This window comes from Paenibacillus sp. P5_B5 (genome assembly GCF_056400365.1).
In genome coordinates, this window is the sequence record NZ_JBFULK010000012.1 from 79,509 (window position 1) to 99,010 (window position 19,502).

Annotated in this window: 24 protein-coding genes and 1 pseudogene; 21 read left to right on the forward strand and 4 right to left on the reverse strand. The window is 35.4% G+C overall.

Annotation, left to right across the window (positions count from 1 at the left end; all coding sequences use genetic code 11):
• Nucleotides 1-10 precede the first annotated feature (10 nt).
• The 12 genes from AC1DOK_RS16340 (at nucleotide 11) to AC1DOK_RS16395 (ending at nucleotide 8,530) form a co-directional block, all read left to right on the forward strand.
• Nucleotides 11-1,150, forward strand: coding sequence for a DUF4303 domain-containing protein (locus AC1DOK_RS16340; RefSeq protein ID WP_477555367.1), 1,140 nt, complete (start codon nucleotides 11-13; stop codon nucleotides 1,148-1,150).
• Between the two features lie 29 nt (nucleotides 1,151-1,179).
• Nucleotides 1,180-1,446 (forward strand): DUF6953 family protein, encoded by a 267-nt coding sequence (locus AC1DOK_RS16345; protein WP_477555368.1) that lies wholly within the window; start codon nucleotides 1,180-1,182, stop codon nucleotides 1,444-1,446.
• Nucleotides 1,447-1,551: 105 nt separating this feature from the next.
• Nucleotides 1,552-2,199, forward strand: a complete 648-nt coding sequence (locus tag AC1DOK_RS16350) for a hypothetical protein (RefSeq protein WP_477555369.1) — start codon at nucleotides 1,552-1,554, stop codon at nucleotides 2,197-2,199.
• A 40-nt stretch (nucleotides 2,200-2,239) separates the two neighbouring features.
• Nucleotides 2,240-2,656, forward strand: coding sequence for a hypothetical protein (locus AC1DOK_RS16355; RefSeq protein WP_477555370.1), 417 nt, complete (start codon nucleotides 2,240-2,242; stop codon nucleotides 2,654-2,656).
• 69 nt (nucleotides 2,657-2,725) lie between these two features.
• Nucleotides 2,726-2,947 (forward strand): hypothetical protein, encoded by a 222-nt coding sequence (locus AC1DOK_RS16360; protein ID WP_477555371.1) that lies wholly within the window; start codon nucleotides 2,726-2,728, stop codon nucleotides 2,945-2,947.
• Between the two features lie 5 nt (nucleotides 2,948-2,952).
• Complete coding sequence (locus tag AC1DOK_RS16365) at nucleotides 2,953-3,495, forward strand: hypothetical protein (protein WP_477555372.1); 543 nt, start codon at nucleotides 2,953-2,955, stop codon at nucleotides 3,493-3,495.
• 62 nt (nucleotides 3,496-3,557) lie between these two features.
• Complete coding sequence (locus AC1DOK_RS16370) at nucleotides 3,558-4,160, forward strand: DUF1643 domain-containing protein (protein WP_477555373.1); 603 nt, start codon at nucleotides 3,558-3,560, stop codon at nucleotides 4,158-4,160.
• A gap of 74 nt (nucleotides 4,161-4,234) precedes the next feature.
• A complete protein-coding gene (locus AC1DOK_RS16375; protein ID WP_477555374.1) occupies nucleotides 4,235-5,152 on the forward strand; it encodes an HNH endonuclease in 918 nt (305 codons plus the stop codon).
• Nucleotides 5,153-5,319: 167 nt separating this feature from the next.
• Complete coding sequence (locus AC1DOK_RS16380) at nucleotides 5,320-5,649, forward strand: hypothetical protein (protein ID WP_477555375.1); 330 nt, start codon at nucleotides 5,320-5,322, stop codon at nucleotides 5,647-5,649.
• Nucleotides 5,650-5,793: 144 nt separating this feature from the next.
• Complete coding sequence (locus AC1DOK_RS16385) at nucleotides 5,794-7,128, forward strand: MBL fold metallo-hydrolase (protein ID WP_477555376.1); 1,335 nt, start codon at nucleotides 5,794-5,796, stop codon at nucleotides 7,126-7,128.
• A 350-nt stretch (nucleotides 7,129-7,478) separates the two neighbouring features.
• Complete coding sequence (locus AC1DOK_RS16390) at nucleotides 7,479-8,180, forward strand: hypothetical protein (RefSeq protein WP_477555377.1); 702 nt, start codon at nucleotides 7,479-7,481, stop codon at nucleotides 8,178-8,180.
• 197 nt (nucleotides 8,181-8,377) lie between these two features.
• Nucleotides 8,378-8,530, forward strand: coding sequence for a hypothetical protein (locus AC1DOK_RS16395; RefSeq protein ID WP_477555453.1), 153 nt, complete (start codon nucleotides 8,378-8,380; stop codon nucleotides 8,528-8,530).
• A 336-nt stretch (nucleotides 8,531-8,866) separates the two neighbouring features.
• Here AC1DOK_RS16395 and AC1DOK_RS16400 read toward each other — a convergent pair whose 3' ends face one another.
• A complete protein-coding gene (locus tag AC1DOK_RS16400; protein WP_477555378.1) occupies nucleotides 8,867-9,019 on the reverse strand; it encodes a hypothetical protein in 153 nt (50 codons plus the stop codon).
• Nucleotides 9,020-9,481: 462 nt separating this feature from the next.
• On the opposite strand from AC1DOK_RS16400, the pseudogene AC1DOK_RS16405 reads away from it, so the two are divergent.
• Together AC1DOK_RS16405 and AC1DOK_RS16410 are read left to right on the forward strand one after the other, a co-directional pair.
• Nucleotides 9,482-9,631 (forward strand): annotated as a pseudogene (locus tag AC1DOK_RS16405) (HesB/IscA family protein); the annotation flags it as partial.
• A 128-nt stretch (nucleotides 9,632-9,759) separates the two neighbouring features.
• Complete coding sequence (locus AC1DOK_RS16410) at nucleotides 9,760-10,113, forward strand: pyrophosphohydrolase domain-containing protein (RefSeq protein ID WP_477555379.1); 354 nt, start codon at nucleotides 9,760-9,762, stop codon at nucleotides 10,111-10,113.
• Nucleotides 10,114-10,118: 5 nt separating this feature from the next.
• On the opposite strand, the gene AC1DOK_RS16415 is transcribed toward AC1DOK_RS16410, so the two are convergent.
• Nucleotides 10,119-10,370 (reverse strand): hypothetical protein, encoded by a 252-nt coding sequence (locus AC1DOK_RS16415; protein WP_477555380.1) that lies wholly within the window; start codon nucleotides 10,368-10,370, stop codon nucleotides 10,119-10,121.
• Nucleotides 10,371-10,489: 119 nt separating this feature from the next.
• On the reverse strand, nucleotides 10,490-11,491 hold the full coding sequence (locus tag AC1DOK_RS16420) for an NAD(P)/FAD-dependent oxidoreductase (protein WP_477555381.1): 1,002 nt from the start codon (nucleotides 11,489-11,491) through the stop codon (nucleotides 10,490-10,492).
• 319 nt (nucleotides 11,492-11,810) lie between these two features.
• On the opposite strand from AC1DOK_RS16420, the gene AC1DOK_RS16425 reads away from it, so the two are divergent.
• The 5 genes from AC1DOK_RS16425 (at nucleotide 11,811) to dnaI (ending at nucleotide 16,406) form a co-directional block, all read left to right on the forward strand.
• Nucleotides 11,811-13,007, forward strand: a complete 1,197-nt coding sequence (locus AC1DOK_RS16425) for an NAD(P)/FAD-dependent oxidoreductase (RefSeq protein ID WP_477555382.1) — start codon at nucleotides 11,811-11,813, stop codon at nucleotides 13,005-13,007.
• Between the two features lie 2 nt (nucleotides 13,008-13,009).
• The gene (locus AC1DOK_RS16430) at nucleotides 13,010-13,288 is read left to right on the forward strand and encodes a hypothetical protein (RefSeq protein ID WP_477555383.1); all 279 of its coding nucleotides are present in this window, start codon (nucleotides 13,010-13,012) and stop codon (nucleotides 13,286-13,288) included.
• A 157-nt stretch (nucleotides 13,289-13,445) separates the two neighbouring features.
• Entirely contained in the window at nucleotides 13,446-13,733 is a 288-nt protein-coding gene (locus AC1DOK_RS16435) for a YuiB family protein (protein WP_477555384.1), read from the forward strand.
• Nucleotides 13,734-13,857: 124 nt separating this feature from the next.
• The gene (locus AC1DOK_RS16440; RefSeq protein ID WP_477555385.1) at nucleotides 13,858-15,408 is read left to right on the forward strand and encodes a replication initiation and membrane attachment family protein; all 1,551 of its coding nucleotides are present in this window, start codon (nucleotides 13,858-13,860) and stop codon (nucleotides 15,406-15,408) included.
• A gap of 50 nt (nucleotides 15,409-15,458) precedes the next feature.
• Nucleotides 15,459-16,406 carry a primosomal protein DnaI gene (gene dnaI, locus AC1DOK_RS16445; protein WP_477555386.1) on the forward strand — a complete coding sequence of 316 codons (948 nt, stop codon included), beginning with the start codon at nucleotides 15,459-15,461 and terminating at the stop codon, nucleotides 16,404-16,406.
• Nucleotides 16,407-16,509: 103 nt separating this feature from the next.
• Here dnaI and AC1DOK_RS16450 read toward each other — a convergent pair whose 3' ends face one another.
• A complete protein-coding gene (locus tag AC1DOK_RS16450) occupies nucleotides 16,510-16,656 on the reverse strand; it encodes a YqzM family protein (protein WP_477555387.1) in 147 nt (48 codons plus the stop codon).
• Between the two features lie 229 nt (nucleotides 16,657-16,885).
• On the opposite strand from AC1DOK_RS16450, the gene trxA reads away from it, so the two are divergent.
• Together trxA and uvrC are read left to right on the forward strand one after the other, a co-directional pair.
• Nucleotides 16,886-17,197, forward strand: coding sequence for a thioredoxin (trxA, locus tag AC1DOK_RS16455; RefSeq protein ID WP_477555388.1), 312 nt, complete (start codon nucleotides 16,886-16,888; stop codon nucleotides 17,195-17,197).
• A 166-nt stretch (nucleotides 17,198-17,363) separates the two neighbouring features.
• Nucleotides 17,364-19,367: an excinuclease ABC subunit UvrC gene (gene uvrC, locus AC1DOK_RS16460; RefSeq protein WP_477555389.1), complete on the forward strand. Its 2,004-nt coding sequence runs from the start codon at nucleotides 17,364-17,366 to the stop codon at nucleotides 19,365-19,367.
• Nucleotides 19,368-19,502: the final 135 nt, after the last annotated feature.

Consider the following 19,502-nt stretch of genomic DNA (forward strand, 5'->3'; position numbering starts at 1 on the left):
GTTGCTTCAAATGAATTTATATTACACAGGTATTTGCCAACTGTTAAATGGTAATAAAATTATAGGAGATTCTGGGTACTACATAAAAAACGATGATGGACGAATTGTTTTTGCAGAGTGTGTTCCAGTGGATCTTCGATTGATAACGCTTCAAGATTTGGAAGATGCATTGTTTGAAGGCTGCAAACATGTGATAAATGAATTTACACAAACAGAGAATAACAAAGATGTCTATGCTTTTAATCTTTATACGGATGAACATAATAGTTTTTATATTTACTTAAACACAGAAGATGCATTTAGAAAATATGTAGATAAACATTATTCTAATTATTCTGAAGAAGGTAAGCGAGAAATTAAATATAACCAGGGTGATTTTACTTATCAAATGTATCCGAGTGATATGGGCGCAAGTCAACAAATAATTGAGGAATGCGAAAGAATTGCATATGATTTACCGTATTCTGATCAGGTAGAAGAATTTTCGGAAGAGGATAATCCAATAATTGCCTATGAAAAAAAGATTTTTCTTGATGGATTTTATCTTGCTGCTTTATATGCGATTATCAGACTAGGAAATACATTTGAATTTACCAAACTAAATAAATCTAAAAACTTTATATATTATGCAGCGACAGGAAATGATTGCGTAGATTACAGTTTAGTGATGAGAAAAACAATACAACCAGGATTGTTCTATACTTGTTTTCCTGAATTGAAAGACAAAGATAAACAATTTGATATTCATTTAGATCATATTAACAGTAAAAGCATTTATGAAATTATTGATTATTGGGAAGAAGTTCTTCAAATTGAGTTTAATGAAGGATCTCCTTATCAATATGGTAAGACTGAGTATCAAGTGTTTAATGATTTGAGTAAGCTAGGAGAAGATTTGGCTATAGAAAGTATTTCTAGATTAAGTAGAGTTATAGAAAGTGATTTGACCAACGAAATTAACAGAAATAAGATTGAAATATATCTAAAAATACTGGAGTTTCATGATCTCAATAAAGATTTGCTCTCCAAGATTAACGTAATTAAACACTTAATTGATAAAACCAATTACAACGCTTTTCTAGAAGGGTTTATCAATAATATTAAAACAGATCTTAATACTATTATTGAAAGAAATATGATAAAAAACTGATTTTATCATTATAGGAAAGAGGAGATCAGATGTATCAAAAAATTGCGGAGTGGCTATATAATCGTATTGTTGAAGATGAGGTACTGTATCAATCTCAGGCGGTTGAGGAAATAGAAGATGAATTTGGTGAAAAGTATGTATATGAAAACGAAAATGGGAATCTTGCAATACATAAAAAGATTCTAGAAGCATTTCGTGTACTAAATAAAGGAGAAATTATTTGGCAACGTAAAGACTATCGTTGGGCTTATATCGAAAATGATCATGAAGCTGAAGAACTTATAAAAAAATTATAAATAGTAAGAGTTATGTCTTACAACAATTATAGTGACTTGGAAATTTATATTGAGATGAAATACTAGTTGTATAGTGATGTTAAATTAATGAAGGGTGGTTTAAAGATGAAGAGATTTAGTATTTTATTGTTACTAGTGGCTTCAGTAATAATTACTGCTTGTGGGAGTACTACTGAATCAATAAACAAATCTACAACTCCCCCAAAAATATCACAACCAACTAGCGAAGTTGTAAAAGTAATTCAGCCGACAGTAACACCAACCCCTGTTCCAGCATCAAAACCTATCCCAGTTTCTACTCCTGCACCTGCAAGTGCTTCACCAACACAGAATATTGAAAAACCTGTAGCAGCATTAGGTGAGCCAATAACAAGTTTTGATGCAGTGTATGGAGAACCTAATGCGGATGTTGCAGTTTTTCATAGATACAAAGATGATTATCTATTGATAATACCTATGAACGATTTAGCATGGAACATTTCGATTCAATTTGAAGCAACTACTGTAAAAAATAGAACAAGAGAAGAAGCATTAGAAATAGCAAAGGAATTTATACCTTCAGATGCTATTGAGGTAAAGGAATATCAAGTTGAAGAGGGTAAAGATGTAATTGTGTATGAAAGTGCTTCACTAGCTAAGAAGTTTGATAAGGAGATATTTAGAGAAAATAAACCTGGAACATTCATTGTAATGTTAAAGTCAGATAAAAATGGTGTTTATACTGTAATAACTGCACCAGGAAATAACCCATGATCATAATAAAAGAGTTGTTGCAAAAGGAGTTGTTTGTGGAATGAAACTCATTTTAGTGAAATGTTGCCTGTTTCTAATTTTGATTTTAACAGCTTGTTCAACAACTACTAATGAAGCGAACGAGAATGTGTCTGTAAAAGTTGACTACTCTATGTATGAAGCAGAATTTGAATCTAATCTCAAAAAATATATTGACGATAATTTTGGTATTAAAGGAATGGAGACTACTTGGTATAAATTGTTTAAAGAATATCAAGTGACGCGAACCGACAAACAAACTGTCATCACAATCATTGTTCCGAATACTACCACTCAAGATCAAGGTCAATCCGTTATATCAGCAGTTTTATCATTCGTGAACGATCAAACTCAAACTAAGTATAAGGCAGACAAGATTACTGTGAAAACAGAGGATGGAAAAAATGGTATGGAAAAGGACAACCCGCTATCAAAATAAAACCTGAATTGTATTTGGAAGGAGCTGCTTGTCATAGGCTACATAAAGCTTAGAGAAGGTACTTATCGAATGAGTAGTATTTTAAATGGTACTGACGCTGCAAAGTGTATTAAGGACATACTTGAGTTTGAAGGTGATGCTGAGTCGCTTAAATTTGAATTTAAGGATAGTACGAGTGATCTTGCCGAGGAGATTGGAATATATGCTAAGAAACAACTGAATATTAACCTGGAGTTTATGTATGATGAAGAGGAAGGGAATTTAGTAGCGTACTATCAGAATACAATCTGATTTTTATGGAGAATGATAAAATGGGACTTTCAATAATCATACCAACAAAAGCCTTGACCTTTAAGGAACAAGAAGAAATAGATTGGATCAATGGTATTAGAGATAATTGCTCCGATAGTTATTTAAGAAGTCTTAAAGGAATTAGTGGTTTTGGTGAGCATATTGCGGGAAGATATTATGAATCATTGGGATTTAATTATCTTCATAGATTTGGTGTTTTTGGTGGGAACAGAATTGGAACATTTCCAGAGGGAGATGAGGTGTTAAAGAGAATATTCGGTGAGGATTTCTTTATTAGTAGTAGAACTTTGTATGCATCATTTCCTAATATAAAATTTGAGCTTCCAGATTTACTTATCTATACTCCTGATTATTCCACAGTTAAGTTTGTTGAGGTTAAAAGAGGTAATACCAACGATAAACTAAGGGAATCTCAAGCAAGAGGACTTGGATTATTAGCACTTTTGTTGAAATGCGAAGTTGAAATAGTTGAGGTTTATAAAGAAAGTGAACTTCGTGATGTTTCAGATACTGAGTGGAATTTTTGATATAAGGTCAATTGCAGTAAGATTTTACAGTTATAAATTTATCAGAATAGATGGTGAAAATAGTGAGAAAAAATGCGAGTATTGATAATACACAAAAATATCGCTATTGGTTGCTACGTGAATGGGATGTAACTTTACCTAAGATGGTGTTTGTAATGCTCAATCCAAGTACAGCAGATGCTAATATTGATGATCCAACCATTAAAAGATGCATATCTTTTGCCAAAGACTCAGGGTATGGTTCTATTCAAGTAGTTAACTTATTTGCATTCCGAGCTACAGATCCAAAAGAAATAAAGAACAAAGAAATTGACCCAATTGGTGAAAAAAATAATACTTACATCTTGAGGACTTGTAAAGATGCTGATTTAGTTATAGCAGCATGGGGTGAAAACGGTAAGTTTAAGTCTAGAAATGCTTTTGTTGAAAGCTTGATATGCAAAGAAGGTATTGATTTATATTGTTTAGGACTTACAAAAGAAGGTTATCCTCGGCATCCTTTATTTGTGAGAGGTGATGTGCAGCCAACATTATACAAAGAGAAGAAAATTTTCGAAGTGATTAGTGTTGTACCAACGGTCAGTAAGAAGATTCAAGGAAGGGAAGGAATTGATCCATTAACATTAGATGATTATGATTTTCATAGAGATGTTATGGATGGATAACAACCACATTAGACTAGGTTTCCTAGAGATTATGAAATAATAATACCATTATATAAAAACTAGGAGCATGTAAAATGTACAACTCACAAGAAGACGCTCAAATATTTGCTGAATTATTAATGTCTACAGAATTGCACAATAATGAATTGAGTATAGGTAAGTTTAGTCTAAGGGGAAAAAAAGGAGTAACACATATAATACAATACAATCAAGAAGATTGGCAGTTATTGAAAGATTTTCATGATTATACTTTTTCATTACTTGAAGGAGATATTCAATTATCTATACAACTATACGAAAATATAAGAAATCACTACCGTTTATTTTGTTACAGTAAATTCAATGATATTGATGGAATGCTTTTCTCGATTAATCTAACTACCGAAAAAGAAGTTAATGGTTCAATTTTTCTAACACAAAAGATCAAGTTTTCAGATAGACATGAGGGTAGCGGAATATTAGCAAAACAATATAGAAGAATGAAACAAATTGTGTTTGTTAGTATGTTGAGAAAGTTAGGTTATGATGTTACAGATAATAATGACATTATCTTAGGTATATTTGATACAAAAAAGAAACAATTTCTTAATACAACATCAGAATTATTCCTCAAAGATTTCTTAGTCATATCTCTGATTAAAGGTCATTTTATGGGTAATAAGGGGTATGAACTTGAAATTATGCCTTCGTATAAGATAATGAATGACTTTTATCGTTCATATGATCAAGAAATTAATGATCAATCACTCCCTGATAGAGTAAAAGTGCAGAATGGTAGTAGAAATATACCTTTAAGCTTAAGATTTAAAGTTCTAGAAAGAGATAATGGTAGATGTAAACTGTGTGGAAAGAATCCAATGGATGGGGTGAAATTGCATGTCGATCATGTTGTTCCTTATTCACTTGGGGGACTTACAGTTTTAGAAAATCTTCAAACATTATGTATGGATTGTAACTTAGGAAAGGGGAACCGATCAACTAGAAAATACTGATAGAATAAAACAATAATTTCAAACAGAATTAGGAAGGGTGAAAGAAACTGAATAGTGCATGGATTGGCATTATTGGTGTAGTTGTAGGTTCTTTAACCACTATAGGAGTCCTAGTATTAAACAGAATATGGAGTGAAAAAGATTCAAAGGTAAAAGAAAATAGGGAAATGCTGAAATCGAGAATTGAGGTTATTAATCAATTGCTACGTATAGATGGAGGTTCTGAAATCGTCTATCCGAATTTTGAAAATAATACAGAAGGTTTTAATTACTCCTTGTATAAAAGCGAATTTAGAATCGTACTATTTGGAAACCTCGATAAATTTAATAATACTATTATTGATTTAGCTATGAGAATCGATGAAACTGGAAAAATTAAAGAAACATATGATGACATTCTTGCTTGGGAAAATCATATGGCAAATTGTTATTACGAATTGATGTCGGAAATTAAAAAAGAATATAATGAGCTTATAGCCAATAAGAAAATTGCTTAAATACATGCAATGATTTTCGCTCAGGATTAGAGAAACAATAAAAAGAACGGTTTTTAATAAAAACCTAACAAAATATCTTGCTGAAATGACGATTTGAAATAACCCTTTGTAGCAACTATTATCTAGAATATTCGGAGGATGAAAATGGAGACACTATCTTCAGTATTAGCAATTTTATTCTTAATAACAATTATTTTAGGAATAGTCGGATATAAGAGAGGTTATATAAGATTCCTTGGAATAAAGACACGAAAACAAAGCCTATTTCTGTTCCTATTAGCATTTGTGTTTTTCATTGGAGTAGGTGTAACTGGGGAGAGTAAAACAGATAGTAATAAGACAGCTTCAACGCCATCTATTACACATCCTAAAGAGACTGATACACCGAAGATAAATAGTGATGATAAAGTTGCTATAACAACAGTTGCAGCTACACAAACTCCTAAAGAACAGGAAAGTACTCCTACTCCACAAGCCGTCCCAGTAATTAATGGAGAACTTAAGGTGCATTTTATTGATGTTGGGCAAGGTGCATCACAATTAATAATTGGTTCAACAGGGAAAACAATACTTATAGATGCTGGAAATAACAACATGTCAACAAGAGTAGTTGAGTATTTGAAGAAAGAAAAAGTAAAGAAAATTGATATACTCATTAGCACACATCCAGACGCAGATCACTCTGGTGGACTAGATGCAGTTATCAGTAATTTTGACATTGGTAAAATATATATGCCGAAAGTACAATCGAATACTAAAACGTTTGAGGACGTATTAAAGGCAATTCAGAATAAAGGATTGAAAGTTGCTACTGCAAAGTCAGGTATAACTTTGGATTGGGAGAAGGATGCTAAAGTAGAAATGATAGCACCAATCGGAAGCTATGATGATGCTAATGATATGAGTGCAGTAGTACGTCTTACATACGGTGAAACTTCATTCTTATTTACTGGAGATGCTGAAGCAGAAAGTGAAGCTGATTTGCTAAAGTCAGGAGTGAATTTGAAATCTAATGTACTTTTAGTAGGTCATCACGGTTCTGAAACATCAACTACTAAGGCATTCTTAGATGCCGTAAAGCCATCATACGCAGTGATTCAAGTAGGAAAGAATAGTTATGGTCATCCAACTGAAATGGTGCTTAGTAGGTTAAATGATAAGGGTGTAAAGATATATAGAAACGATGAACAAGGGAACATTATTTTCACCTCTAATGGTAAAGATGTTACTACTAAACAAGATAATTGGAAGACAAACGAAGTAGTAGATAGTAAGACTGAGTCAGAGGCTTCAAATGAGCCTACTCAAACGATTAAACCTACACCAACACCTATTGTAGAAAAGCCTAAAAACGATGAGGAAGTTTATTATAAGAATTGTACTGCGGTAAGAGAAGCTGGTGCTGCACCAATTAAAAAAGGAGATCCTGGATACCGTAAAGCACTAGATAGAGATGGTGATGGAATTGGTTGTGAGTAGTAAATAGGACACAATGCTCACTAGACACGCCACAGCTTCATTACAGGGTTTGTGAGAGCAGGGGAAGACATAAGTGTGATTCAGAGTCTGAGTGGTCATAGCTCTGCGGATATGATTCTTAGGTATTCAATTCCAAGTGAGGAAGATAAGCAGAAAGTAGTTGATCAGATTTATAAAAGTTTAATGTGTATTAGAGCGTTTGAAATTATTCAGTTATTTTTTTTGTTGGATCATCCAATTAATGAATATTTATACAATGAGCATTTGATGATACATGGGACTCAGTATAAAAAATCTGAGTATAAATTTTATGTTTATTAATTTTTTCTATCAAGTTTGGAGGGAATAATATGTTTATTGACAAAAAAGATGTGAAGCGAGAAAGTTTCATACTTAGAACAAAAGAATTAAATGTTGGGATGTCCTTGTTTAACTCAAATCTTAAAATAATAGGTATAGTAGCATTTCTCTTTGTGATACTTATCATCAAATTGATGGACTATGTTGATAATACAGCAATGGTAGGCTTTCTTGGAAGCGTAGTAGGAGGTTTATTAAGTGGTGGTATGACATTGATAGGGGTTATGTTAGCCTTTAGATTAGAAAAGAATCAATCGAGGATACGACACCAACATAAAATAGTTCAAGAATTTAATAAGTACATAATAACTGCAGGTTTAATATTCGAATTAATTGAAAAAATTCACACACATGCAACTTCAAAAGATGTGAAACGAGTAGATAATACTAACTATTCAAATGTAATAGAATTGATTGAAAATTTAAAGGTAACCGATAAAATTGATACATATATGCAAAAAAAGGATGAACTTGAAAAGATCGATAGCACCTTAAACGGAATGTTGTTTATTTTTTATGATACTTCCAAGAAATATTGGGATGGTATTAAAACTAAACTAAAAGGTTCTGATAAGAATCAACAGCTTCTCGATGCAGTAATATTAAATGATTCGAAACAGTTTCAAGAAGTATATTTGAGTGCCTATTTATTAATTACTTCAATAAAACTTACAGAAGAAAGAGACTATTAATTAAGCAGTTTTCTTAACTTATGACTATTAGAAAATCTATTTTTAATAAGTACTAGTATGGTATGAATAGCAGATTTTATTGTAGTTGTTCGAGTTGATGTTTACATCTAGCAACCACCACTTTATACTGTAATTGTAAGCATGATTGCATGAAGTGGTCATTGCTCTAAATTTACTATTAATAATTGTGATACAAAATGCTTCAAAGCATCGAAGCGGGTATCGTTGACCCAGCTAAAGTTACTCGTTCCGCACTTCAAAACGCAGCATCCGTTGCAGCTATGTTCTTAACAACTGAAGCTGTGGTTGATTATAAAAAAGTAGTAAGAATTAGAGACCACAATCCTTAAATAAGGATGTGGTCTTTTAGTGATATATTCAAATTTATAGGAATCATTATTTTCATTCATGGACTGAATTGTAGAGGATGTGGAATTAATTTTAAAAAAGTATATGGCAAGAGAACAAAAGAATTTATTGAAGTGCATCATATTAATCTATTAAGTACAATGACATCTGCCATAGAAATTTAGCCAGAAAAAGATTTAGTACCTTTATGTTCTAATTGTCATCGTTTGGTACACAGAAAATAAGATGATGTTTTAAGTATTGAAGAATTGAAGATGATTATAAAAGAAAAATTTATATTTGATTGAACTATAGTATATTAACAATTGGGATGGATATTAGCTTTTACTCAGCTTTTCAAGAGTTTTATCATACTGCTTAAAAGCTATCTCTTTCGCAAGTTCAAAGTCTTTATTTCCTGAAGTTTTTGGGTCTGGAGTTTTATTAGTCATATCCTTATTTATATTTTTATCATTTGGTTTGCTCTTCAAAATATCACTTCCTTTAAGTATTTTTCAGTAAATATTATCAGATGTATAAGATTTCTTATTATTACTTTATACACAACTCATTTATTTGACAACAGTACATGAAATCACAATTTTATCTACTGATTGAGAAGCGGGAATGTAAAAGTTAGTTGCTATTGTATGACTTAGATAAATATGTAATGAAATCTTGTTTTGTAAGACCTTCTAGTATGCTGAAATTAGCTTTTAAAGATTTTGATGTTATTTTTATCGTTAGATACTTATCATGGCTTAGAAAGCTCCTTCAGAGCTTAAAAACATAATTAATTCTTAATTTAATTGTTTGCTTTTAAATAAATCAATAGATATAATTATGACAGCGTGATTCACAAGTCATAGAACAAGCAATTCATAATCATCATTACAATTCATAATCCTTTAAATATGTTAGACGAATCTCTTGAAACCCTTGATATTAGTGGATATTTGGATGGTGTCCAAATCGACTATAAGGATTCTGGTATGGGCGGCGGTTTTACGATAGACAACCCGAATGCAATTGCAACATGTGGTTGCGGTTCTTCGTTCCGTACGAGAGAAGAAGCAGGTAAGAAAGAGAAATGTGACGACTAGATCGGAATTGAATAACAATTCATTTTTAATATGATAACAATCCTAGAATTACGATTTGTGGGTTGCGAATATCGTACCTTCCAAGCTTGTGTAGATTGCTATAACACAAACTCAGGAGGTATTTTTTTATGCTTCATAAAGAGGGAAGTGTTGGTGTGATTATATATAACAAGCTGGTACGTGATAAAATTCCACAAATAATTAAACAAAGAGGTAATTCCTGTGAGCTAAAAGAACTGAATACAGAAGAATATTTAACAATGCTTAATGTGAAGTTGCAAGAGGAACTAGATGAGTATATAGAAGCTAAAGGAAATGAGCAGATTGCAGAGTTAGCTGATTTAGTTGAAGTCGTATATGCCATATTAACTAGTAAGGGAGTTAGCATAGAAGATTTTGAAAAGATAAGGCTTTCAAAGAAAGATGAGCGTGGAGGTTTCGAAAATCGATTAATGTTAGTAAGCGTAGATGATAATAATTGATGAACCTAAAACTGAGATTCCTGTACTGACATTTGAAATTGATGATTACAATTTTCACATTTCATAATATGAATACATGTATGTTGAGCGAGATCTGTGAAGCCATTCGTAAGGGATAATTCGTCGATTTCTCGGTAAGGTGAATAAGGTCCAATGTAATCATTGAATCTACCACGATCTTCTGCAGCATTATTGCATATGGGACATAGCATGGTTAAAGTAATCATGCCATTACAAACCTGACAATAATAAGACATAGGGCATTCCTCCTTAACACCGAACGATTGAAACAGTCGGTTATAAAGGTAGAATGCCCTAATTTTGAATAGTTAGCTATAATATTTAAACACGAATGATAATAGTTGTTTTTTATGATCTAAAACTTCATATTGGAGCTATGTCCAGGAGATAATCTTGCTTTAGGGTCCAAGTAAACTTTGGCATTATTAACTGCTGTTGGTGCTTCGCCGAATCCAACCGCAATTAGCTTAGATTTACCAGGATATGTAGTGATATCACCTGCTGCAAAAATACCCGGAATACTGGTCTCCATTTTGGAGTCTACGACGATTGAGCCTGTCTCAATACGCAATCCCCACTCTGATATAGGTCCTAGTGAGGAAATGAACCCAAAGTTCACAATGACTGCATCAACATCAATCGTAGTTTCTTCACCAGTCTTCACATTCTTTAACGTAGCTTGTTTAATAAGCTCATCACCATGTAGCGCGCTTATTTCGGTTGGTGTTACAACATTAACCTTGGAATTCATTAAGTTCTCTACACTATGTTCATGTGCACGGAAATTATCACGACGATGGATTAATGTAACTTGTTCTGCTATTGGTTCAAGCATTAGGGACCAATCTACTGCTGAATCACCACCACCAGAAATAAGGACCTTCTGGCCTGCGAATGCACTTAGATCATCAACAAAGTAATGCAGGTTTTTCTTTTCGTATTTAGCTGCTTCAGGTAATTCAAGTCGTCTTGGTTCGAATGCCCCTACACCACCAGTTATGATAACTGCTTTGCAGTAATAAGTATCACGATTTGTGATGACTTCAAATAAGCGTTCTTCTTTCTTATTTACTTCAATTACTTTCTCTTCCAAACAAATTTCAATCTCTGGAAAAAGCTTCATCTGTGTTTTTAGGTTGTTAACAAGCTCTTGAGCTGTAATTTTAGGAAAACCTGCAACATCATAGATGTATTTTTCTGGGTATAGTGCTGCCAGTTGTCCTCCAAGTTGTGGCATATTTTCGATGATTTTCACAGAAGCTTGTCGCATGCCGCAATAAAATGAAGCAAACATACCAGCGGGTCCTCCGCCAATGATAATTATGTCAACCGATTGTTCATTCAGATCTGTTGTCAAACCAAACACCCCTTATGGATAATTACACTCTGTACCATTATAAATCGAAGTGAAACACAATGGAAATATTAAATAATTGATAAACAATATTAGTTTTGAAAATTATAAAAATTTTATCGAAATTACGAAAAAACTTCTTGATCTTTCCATAAGATCATTATATGATAATTTGGATTAGACTTAGCGGTGAAAAATGTCACAGAGTCCACGATAATTAAAACATAATTGCATATATTAAAACAAGTAACGATTTTTCGTATCTATATGTGTAATTTTTCACATAATATTAATAAATCATACTGATGAAAGTGAGAAAATCATGAACAGAATTCCGAAGATTGTTATTCTAGGAGCAGGTTATGGCGGAATTTTGACTGCTCAACGTCTGCAGAAAGCATTGAACTACAATGAAGCAGATGTAACGCTCGTCAATAAGCATGACTACCACTATATCACAACTTCACTGCATATTCCTGCAGCTGGTACGGGTAACCCAGAAAATTCTCGGGTTAACATTAGCAAGTTAATTGATGAATTCAAAATTGATTTTGTTAAATCAACTGTTGTCCAGATTAATCCAGAAGAGAAGAAAGTTATCTTATCAGAAGGAACACTATCATACGACTATTTAGTTGTGGGACTAGGTGGGGAGTCAGAAACATTCGGGATCCCAGGATTGAAGGAAAATGCATTCAATATTCGGAGCATTAACTCAGTTCGTCACATTCGTGATCATATTGAATACCAATTTGCTAAATATAAGCGTGAACCTGAGCATACAGAATATTTAACCTTCATCGTTGGTGGTGCAGGCTTTACAGGTATTGAATTTGTAGGTGAATTATCAGATCGAATTCCAGAGCTATGCAAGGAATATGATGTAGATCCTTCGCTTGTTAAAATTTACAATATTGAAGCTGCTCCAACTGCGTTACCAGGATTTGATCCGGAGCTTGTTCAATATGCGATGCAGGTCCTAGCTGATAAAGGCGTTACGTTCAAAATCGGTACCGCAATTAAAGAATGTACACCAGAAGGTGTCATGGTTGCTGGTGATGAGTTTATTAAAGCAGGTACGATTATTTGGACAGGTGGAATCCGCGGTAACCACTTACTCGACGAAGCAGGGTTCGAAACGATGCGTGGTCGAATCAAAGTTGATGAGTTCTTGCGTATTCCAGGGCACGATAATGTATTCGTTATCGGTGACTGTTCTTTAATGTTAAATCCAGCAATTGATCGACCTTATCCACCAACTGCACAAATTGCTATGCAACAAGGAGTTATCTGTGCACATAACTTAACAGCTTCTATCCGTGGCAACCAATTAAAAGACTTTAAGTTTGACAATAAGGGAACAGTTGCATCACTAGGTAAAGGTCAGGCTATCGGCGTTATCGGTACTCGCAAAATCAAAGGATATGGCGCTGCTTTTATGAAGAAAGTAATCGATATTAGATACCTCTTTATTATTGGCGGGCTAGGTCTTGTTCTTCGTAAAGGTAAGTTGTTCTAATTATGAGACACTGTAGCGTTCAGGTTAGGGGACTTTTAACTCGTCCAGAGTTAGATCGATATAATGCGCTGTTTGATGTCGGTCATTATTTGGAAGAGCAGGATCGATACGATCTCGTACAAATTGTACAAAAAGAAATCGATATTCTCATTCTTCCGGCAATCGAACGACTCAAAGAAAAAAGCCGTAAACGTGACCGTGAAACAGAAGAATATCTTGCTCGTAAAGCTCAGATTGATGCTGAACTAAAAGCGATCCAGGATGAAGACGACGAAGATTAAATAATGAGCCGACTGACAGCTGTTAGTCGGCTTTAATAGTTATAAAGTGAATTGTTCAAATTGTGTACACTTTACCTATGGCGTAACTTACTATAAAATAGTTCACAGTTGTTCAAAAAGTTAATCTATTAAGATTATTAATAGTCATAGGTAGGAGATGATCATATTGATCCAAGTAGCCATTGCAACTGTTTTAATTCTAATACTTACATTCGGAATTGGCTTTATTCTTAACATGTTGATCAAAACAACTTGGTTTCCGATTTATATGTATGTGATTGTGGTCATTATATATGTAATCTATCAAGGTTGGGGCGATATCCCGGGGCAATTAGCCAAATATTATGTGGCTGATATCATTCCCGCAGTCGGAGGTCTCATAGGCTCGTATCTAGGTGGAGCTGCCATTAGCAAGCTGCGTAAGGGCGGGTACAAAATGTTCTAATAGAATGACAGAAGGCTTAAAAGCTTCCTATTTGGAAGCTTTTTTTGGTATTACCTAAGTGGCCTATTTTTATGGTAAGATGATAGTCTAGGTTTTATACAAGAGAAAGGAAAGTGGCTGAACTATGAAAATCTCAAACATGTTGCTATTTACTGAAAAACATCATTTCTGTGTGTTTAGAGACTTTGCGATCAGTCCGCTTCAGCAGAAGATGCTGACCAGTGTTTACCAGCCAATGCTTGGTGGTCTAGCTGTTTCCTTCTATTTGACGTTGTACAGCATGTTACCCCCTGATAAAGCGGGGTACTCCTCGATAGAGCAACAACAGCGGCTATTTCTTAGCCTTGATTTAGAGCAGGGTGATCGCGGCAGAGCGAATCTATTAGAATTAGCATCTAAGCTCGAAGCGGTTGGTTTACTACAAACATTACGAAGACAAGATCCTTTTGAAGAGGATTATATGTATGAATATATATTGCACATGCCATTATCACCGAACGAATTTTTCCAAACAGATCATTTGATCTGGTTGCTGCATGATCGAGTTGGTAAGCATTTACTAGCTAAAATTCGAGAAGAGGTATGGGCGGCGGAGCCCAAATGGCATCTTGATTCTGAATCGGAAGACATTACTTCAGCGTTCTTTGATTTATTCCGTATTAGCCCGTATACAGTAGATACACAAATGGAACGGATGATGCAGGAGGCGGCAACAGCCACTGCAACGAATATACGAGATACGCATTCAGAGGATACGTCCAAGTATACACTTGATCAAATTCTAGTAGGTATTCCACACTTCTCAGAAAATCGTAAATATGTGGAGAGCTTGAGTCAGAAGCCAGAACAATTATATTTACTTAATTTTATAGCTGCTAAATATGATCTGGATCTTACCGATTTAAGATGGATTCTTGACACATCCAATCTATTTGATCAAGAAGGCTGCTTACATAAGCAGCGACTTGAAGAGGAAGCAAAGCTCATTTACTTACAGCGTGAGAAAAGAAGTGATCGGAGAGCTATAATATCAGGACGTAAGGATGAAATAATGGGACAAGACCCATTAAACACAGATCAGTTACCTTTAATAACGAAGCAAGTAGATGAGCAATACTTATTAGAAATCCCTGCCTTATTGCAAAGTCAGTTTAATGATGTTCATCAGTATAATTTGCTTATGCGTAACTTACCTTATACGAAGGTACTCGAGATGCATTTCCCTACAGGAATAACGCCAGATGTACGTGAAGCATTTCTTGAGTTAAACTCCTTATATAAATTACCTGATGAAGTGATTAATGTACTTATGCATTTTATTAGTATCGAGGAACGACTATGGGAAAGATTCCCGATTAAGAATATTGCGACCGATATGATTGGTAAGCAGCAGGCGGATACATTTGAATCGGCTGTTGAATATGTTCGGAAAAGAATTAAATCTCGACAGCTAGCAACTGCGAGTGCACGTGAGGCATCAGCAAGGGCTGCCGCTGGAACGACAGGCCGTTCACGGTCTGGAGGTAATACTAGAGCTGGTGGTTCAACTAGGATGCAGCAGAAGCCCCATATTCCTATTGCTCAGCAAAGTGCAGGGAACAAGGCTAAGCCTTCGGAGGCGAAGCTAGAGGAAATGCGTAAACTTGCACGTGAATTAGATAAGAAGTTCAAATAAGAGGTTCAAATAGTCTATAGTTCATTCTTATATTTAGGAGGTGATGATAGGTGGAGTCATTATCGGGAGTGCTGAAGAAGTTTGCGGCTGAATCTAAGTCAATACAGCAAAGTGAAGAACGTGTTAAGGAACTCATGCAGGATCCCTTAATCCTTAAGTTTAGGCAGAAGTATCCAGAATTAGATGATCTGACATTGAAACTTAACATGAATCGCCTCTATCAATACGTGAAGGAATATCGAATTTGCTCGAACTGTCCTGGTCTAAACCTTTGTCCAAACGATCTCAAGGGGCATTACACCGTGCTTAATGTCGAAACAATGGATCGTTCCTATATTCACGAGACGAAGGCAGCATGCAAGAAGCAAATCGCGGAAGAAGCCAATCAGGCTATACGAGCCAAAATTCGCACTTACCATATTGATGATAAAGCATTTTATGATGGCTTTTCATTTGAAGATATACTCGAAAAAGATTTGGACCGTATTGATGCTGTGCATCAAATGAATCAATACATCAAAACAACAACAAATTTAGGTTTGCAGACAAAAGGCTTATACTTGTGGGGACCATTTGGAACAGGCAAAACATTCCTGATGTGTTACATGCTTTACAAGCTTGCTCAAGAAGGGTATACCAGTGCAATTGTTTATATGCCAGAGTTTGCTGAGGATCTTAAAGGGATGTTTGGTGATAATCAGAAGCTCAGAGAAACAATTGAGGCGCTCAAGGAAACGGATCTTTTAGTATTTGATGATATTGGGGCCGAGAATTTGAATCCATGGTTAAGAGATCATGTTCTTGGTGCGATTCTTAACTATCGGATGAACCGCAAGCCAACTTTCTATACATCTAATTTTAACTTACAAAGTTTAGAGACGCATTTTTCATTTACATCGAAGGATGGCGGAGAGATAGAAAAAGGGCAGCGCATCATGGAGCGGATTCGGTCATTTGTAGACACTGTCGAGGTTGAAGGTACTAATAAGCGGGGATAAAGAGTTAGAATAAACAAAGACCATGTTCGCGAACGAGAAGGACTCGTGATTCGCTAAACATGGTCTTTGTTTGTGTTCAAGAATTTATTGCGGTTGCAGGCTATTAGCCAATAAGTAACTTAATAACTACAGCTACAACAAATACAACCGTTAAAACTCCAAAAAATCCACCGAAACCTACCATCAAATCAATAAAGTCATTGCGTGGTTCCTCATTGATATGTTGTTCAGGATGATTGTATTTACTCATCGTTATACCTCCAGGCGAACTTATCATTATAATCAGTATACTTAAACTAATGGTTTATTGTAAAGGAATAGAAGTGACAATTATAAGAACATCAATGATTTACATCACAGCTGACCTTGGTTTGAAAATAGAATCGGTTGTGGTATACTTTAGTTATTATTAATGATGACTTTAAAGCAAATGCTAATGAAGTAAACTTACTTCGTAAAAGTCTTAGGAGGGTTATAATATGGCGATAGTAAATGTGAACGATCAATCATTCAAGGCAGATGTAGAAAGCGGTGGCACTGTACTTGTAGACTTCTGGGCTCCATGGTGCGGTCCTTGTAAAATGATTGCTCCTGTATTAGAAGAATTAGCAACAGAAGTTACTTCAACGATTGCAAAGGTTAACGTTGATGATAATCCAGAATCAGCAGCTCGTTTTGGCGTTATGAGTATTCCTACTCTAATCGTGTTCAAAGACGGCCAACCTGTAGATAAAGTAGTTGGAGTTCAATCCAAAGATGCACTCAAAAACCTTCTTGCACGTCATCAATAATTAAAATCATAATGGATTTTAAGCTCTTTTTCGGGAATACCGAAGAAAGGGCTTTTTTTGTGTATAAGATTGGTTGAGATTATAAGGTTATTCTTGGTATCTAAAGAGGTCCTGTAAAAATTCAAATTTTCTGCTATGCTAGGGTGAAGGAGTGTGATTATGTATTATGACAGGTACGAAAACAGCACCAGAAGATGAACAGTATAAAGAACTAATTCGGCATAAACTGTCGCTTCTTCCTGATCAACCCGGCTGTTACTTAATGAAAAATAGTGAAGGAACCATCATATATGTAGGTAAAGCAAAGGTATTGAAAAATCGTGTGCGTTCTTATTTTACAGGATCACATGATGCCAAAACACAGCGTCTAGTTCTTGATATTCGTGATTTTGAATATATCGTAACATCCTCTAACATGGAGGCACTCATTCTAGAGTGCAACTTGATCAAGCAGCACTTGCCACGTTACAACGTGCTGCTTAAGGACGATAAGACGTTCCCTTATATCAAGGTAACGAATGAACCGCACCCGCGTCTGGAAGTAACGCGGCGTGTTGTGAAGGATAAGGGCAAATACTTTGGCCCTTATCCGAATGCGTTTGCTGCCCAGCAGACGAAGCGACTGCTGGATAAGCTCTATCCGCTGCGCAAATGCCGGAAACTGCCAGACAAGGTGTGTTTATATTATCACCTTGGACAGTGTCTTGCGCCGTGCGCGTTTGACGTGACAGCAGCGCAGAATGATGCGCTGGTGAATGAGATTGTCCGCTTTTTGAATGGCGGACATGATGCTGTTAAGGCAGATCTGACGGAGAAAATGCTCAAAGCTTCGGAAGATCTTGAATTCGAACGGGCTAAAGAACTGCGTGATTTAATCCAGTATATTGATGCTGTGATGGAGAAGCAGAAGATTACGATTAACGACACCCTTGATCGGGATGTCTTCGGATATAGCGTAGACAAGGGCTGGATGAGTGTGCAAATTCAGTACATGCGTCAAGGGAAAATGATTGAACGTCATGTATCACTATTCCCATTCTACGGTGAAGAGTACGATGATTTCATTACGTATGTGACGCAGGTTTATAGTGAGAATCCCGCTTTACCAAAGGAAATTTTCTTGCCGATGCCTCCATCGAAGAATGTGGATGAGCCTGAAACAGTAATTGATGCTAATGAGATTAATAATGGTGTTAATGTTGTTGTTAATGATGCTGTTAATGATGATGTCGCTGATGATGCTGATGTTAATAATGCTGATGAAAATACTATTGTTAATGATGATGTTGCAGCAGCCTCCGATGCGAATGATATCAAGAATTCGCTTGAAAGCTGGCTGAAGGTGAAGGTACTCTTCCCGAGGCGGGGTCTAAAAAAGCAAATGGTTGATATGGCAACCAGCAATGCTGAAGTCGCACTTCAGGATAAGTTCCGATTATTGGAGCGAGATGAGCAGCGTACATTGGGAGCAACATCAGGACTTGGAAGCTGGTTAGGAATTAACCATGTCGGAAGAATTGAAGCCTTTGATAACTCCAATATTCAAGGAACAGATGCAGTATCTGCAATGGTTGTATTCACCGACGGGAAGCCAGACCGTAAACAATATCGCAAATATAAAATTCGCACAGTGCAGGGACCAGATGACTATGAATCCATGCGCGAGGTTATTAGACGCAGATATGAACGTGCGCTTAAAGAGAATTTGACGCTGCCCGATTTAATTATTGTTGACGGTGGTAAGGGTCAAATGTCAGCTGCGCTAGATATACTTGAGAATGAGTTAGGCCTATACATTCCTGTATGCGGACTTAAGAAGGATGAGAAGCATAAGACCTCCCAGCTGTTAATTGGAGATCCTGTAAAAGTAGTTCAGCTACCTAGAGATTCCCAAGAATTCTATCTCTTACAGCGAATTCAGGATGAAGTCCATCGCTTTGCAATTACATTTCATAGACAAACACGATCGAAATCAATGGTATCCTCTCAGCTTGATGCGATTCCAGGGATCGGAGAGAAACGTCGTAAGAAGCTGCTCTTGCATTTTGGTTCAGTCAAAAAAATGAAAGAAGCAAGTGTAGATGATTTTCATGAAATTGGGATTGGAGATAAGCTAGCTAAACAAATTCTGGATGCATTGAATGAACCTAAGGAAAATACGGAACAATAAATTCAATAAAGCTTTCAGACAGATTAGATAACGCAAGCAAATAGCAAATATAATGAGATATACAAGGATATAGCTTTACTTTACTCTATAAAACAAGTTGAATCTGTTCATATCGCCTGATTTCAGTGAATCAAG

Coding starts and splice junctions, on each gene's coding strand:
- AC1DOK_RS16340 (WP_477555367.1), top strand. CDS start 11: ATGAATTTATATTACACAGGTATTTGCCAACTGTTAAATGGTAATAAA.
- AC1DOK_RS16430 (WP_477555383.1), top strand. CDS start 13,010: ATGAGACACTGTAGCGTTCAGGTTAGGGGACTTTTAACTCGTCCAGAG.
- AC1DOK_RS16375 (WP_477555374.1), top strand. CDS start 4,235: ATGTACAACTCACAAGAAGACGCTCAAATATTTGCTGAATTATTAATG.
- uvrC (WP_477555389.1), top strand. CDS start 17,364: ATGACAGGTACGAAAACAGCACCAGAAGATGAACAGTATAAAGAACTA.
- AC1DOK_RS16365 (WP_477555372.1), top strand. CDS start 2,953: ATGGAGAATGATAAAATGGGACTTTCAATAATCATACCAACAAAAGCC.
- AC1DOK_RS16415 (WP_477555380.1), bottom strand. CDS start 10,370: ATGTCTTATTATTGTCAGGTTTGTAATGGCATGATTACTTTAACCATG.
- AC1DOK_RS16350 (WP_477555369.1), top strand. CDS start 1,552: ATGAAGAGATTTAGTATTTTATTGTTACTAGTGGCTTCAGTAATAATT.
- AC1DOK_RS16395 (WP_477555453.1), top strand. CDS start 8,378: ATGCTTCAAAGCATCGAAGCGGGTATCGTTGACCCAGCTAAAGTTACT.
- AC1DOK_RS16385 (WP_477555376.1), top strand. CDS start 5,794: ATGGAGACACTATCTTCAGTATTAGCAATTTTATTCTTAATAACAATT.
- AC1DOK_RS16410 (WP_477555379.1), top strand. CDS start 9,760: ATGCTTCATAAAGAGGGAAGTGTTGGTGTGATTATATATAACAAGCTG.
- AC1DOK_RS16450 (WP_477555387.1), bottom strand. CDS start 16,656: ATGAGTAAATACAATCATCCTGAACAACATATCAATGAGGAACCACGC.
- AC1DOK_RS16345 (WP_477555368.1), top strand. CDS start 1,180: ATGTATCAAAAAATTGCGGAGTGGCTATATAATCGTATTGTTGAAGAT.
- AC1DOK_RS16360 (WP_477555371.1), top strand. CDS start 2,726: ATGAGTAGTATTTTAAATGGTACTGACGCTGCAAAGTGTATTAAGGAC.
- AC1DOK_RS16425 (WP_477555382.1), top strand. CDS start 11,811: ATGAACAGAATTCCGAAGATTGTTATTCTAGGAGCAGGTTATGGCGGA.
- trxA (WP_477555388.1), top strand. CDS start 16,886: ATGGCGATAGTAAATGTGAACGATCAATCATTCAAGGCAGATGTAGAA.
- AC1DOK_RS16355 (WP_477555370.1), top strand. CDS start 2,240: ATGAAACTCATTTTAGTGAAATGTTGCCTGTTTCTAATTTTGATTTTA.
- AC1DOK_RS16380 (WP_477555375.1), top strand. CDS start 5,320: ATGCTGAAATCGAGAATTGAGGTTATTAATCAATTGCTACGTATAGAT.
- AC1DOK_RS16435 (WP_477555384.1), top strand. CDS start 13,446: ATGATCATATTGATCCAAGTAGCCATTGCAACTGTTTTAATTCTAATA.
- AC1DOK_RS16440 (WP_477555385.1), top strand. CDS start 13,858: ATGAAAATCTCAAACATGTTGCTATTTACTGAAAAACATCATTTCTGT.
- AC1DOK_RS16390 (WP_477555377.1), top strand. CDS start 7,479: ATGTTTATTGACAAAAAAGATGTGAAGCGAGAAAGTTTCATACTTAGA.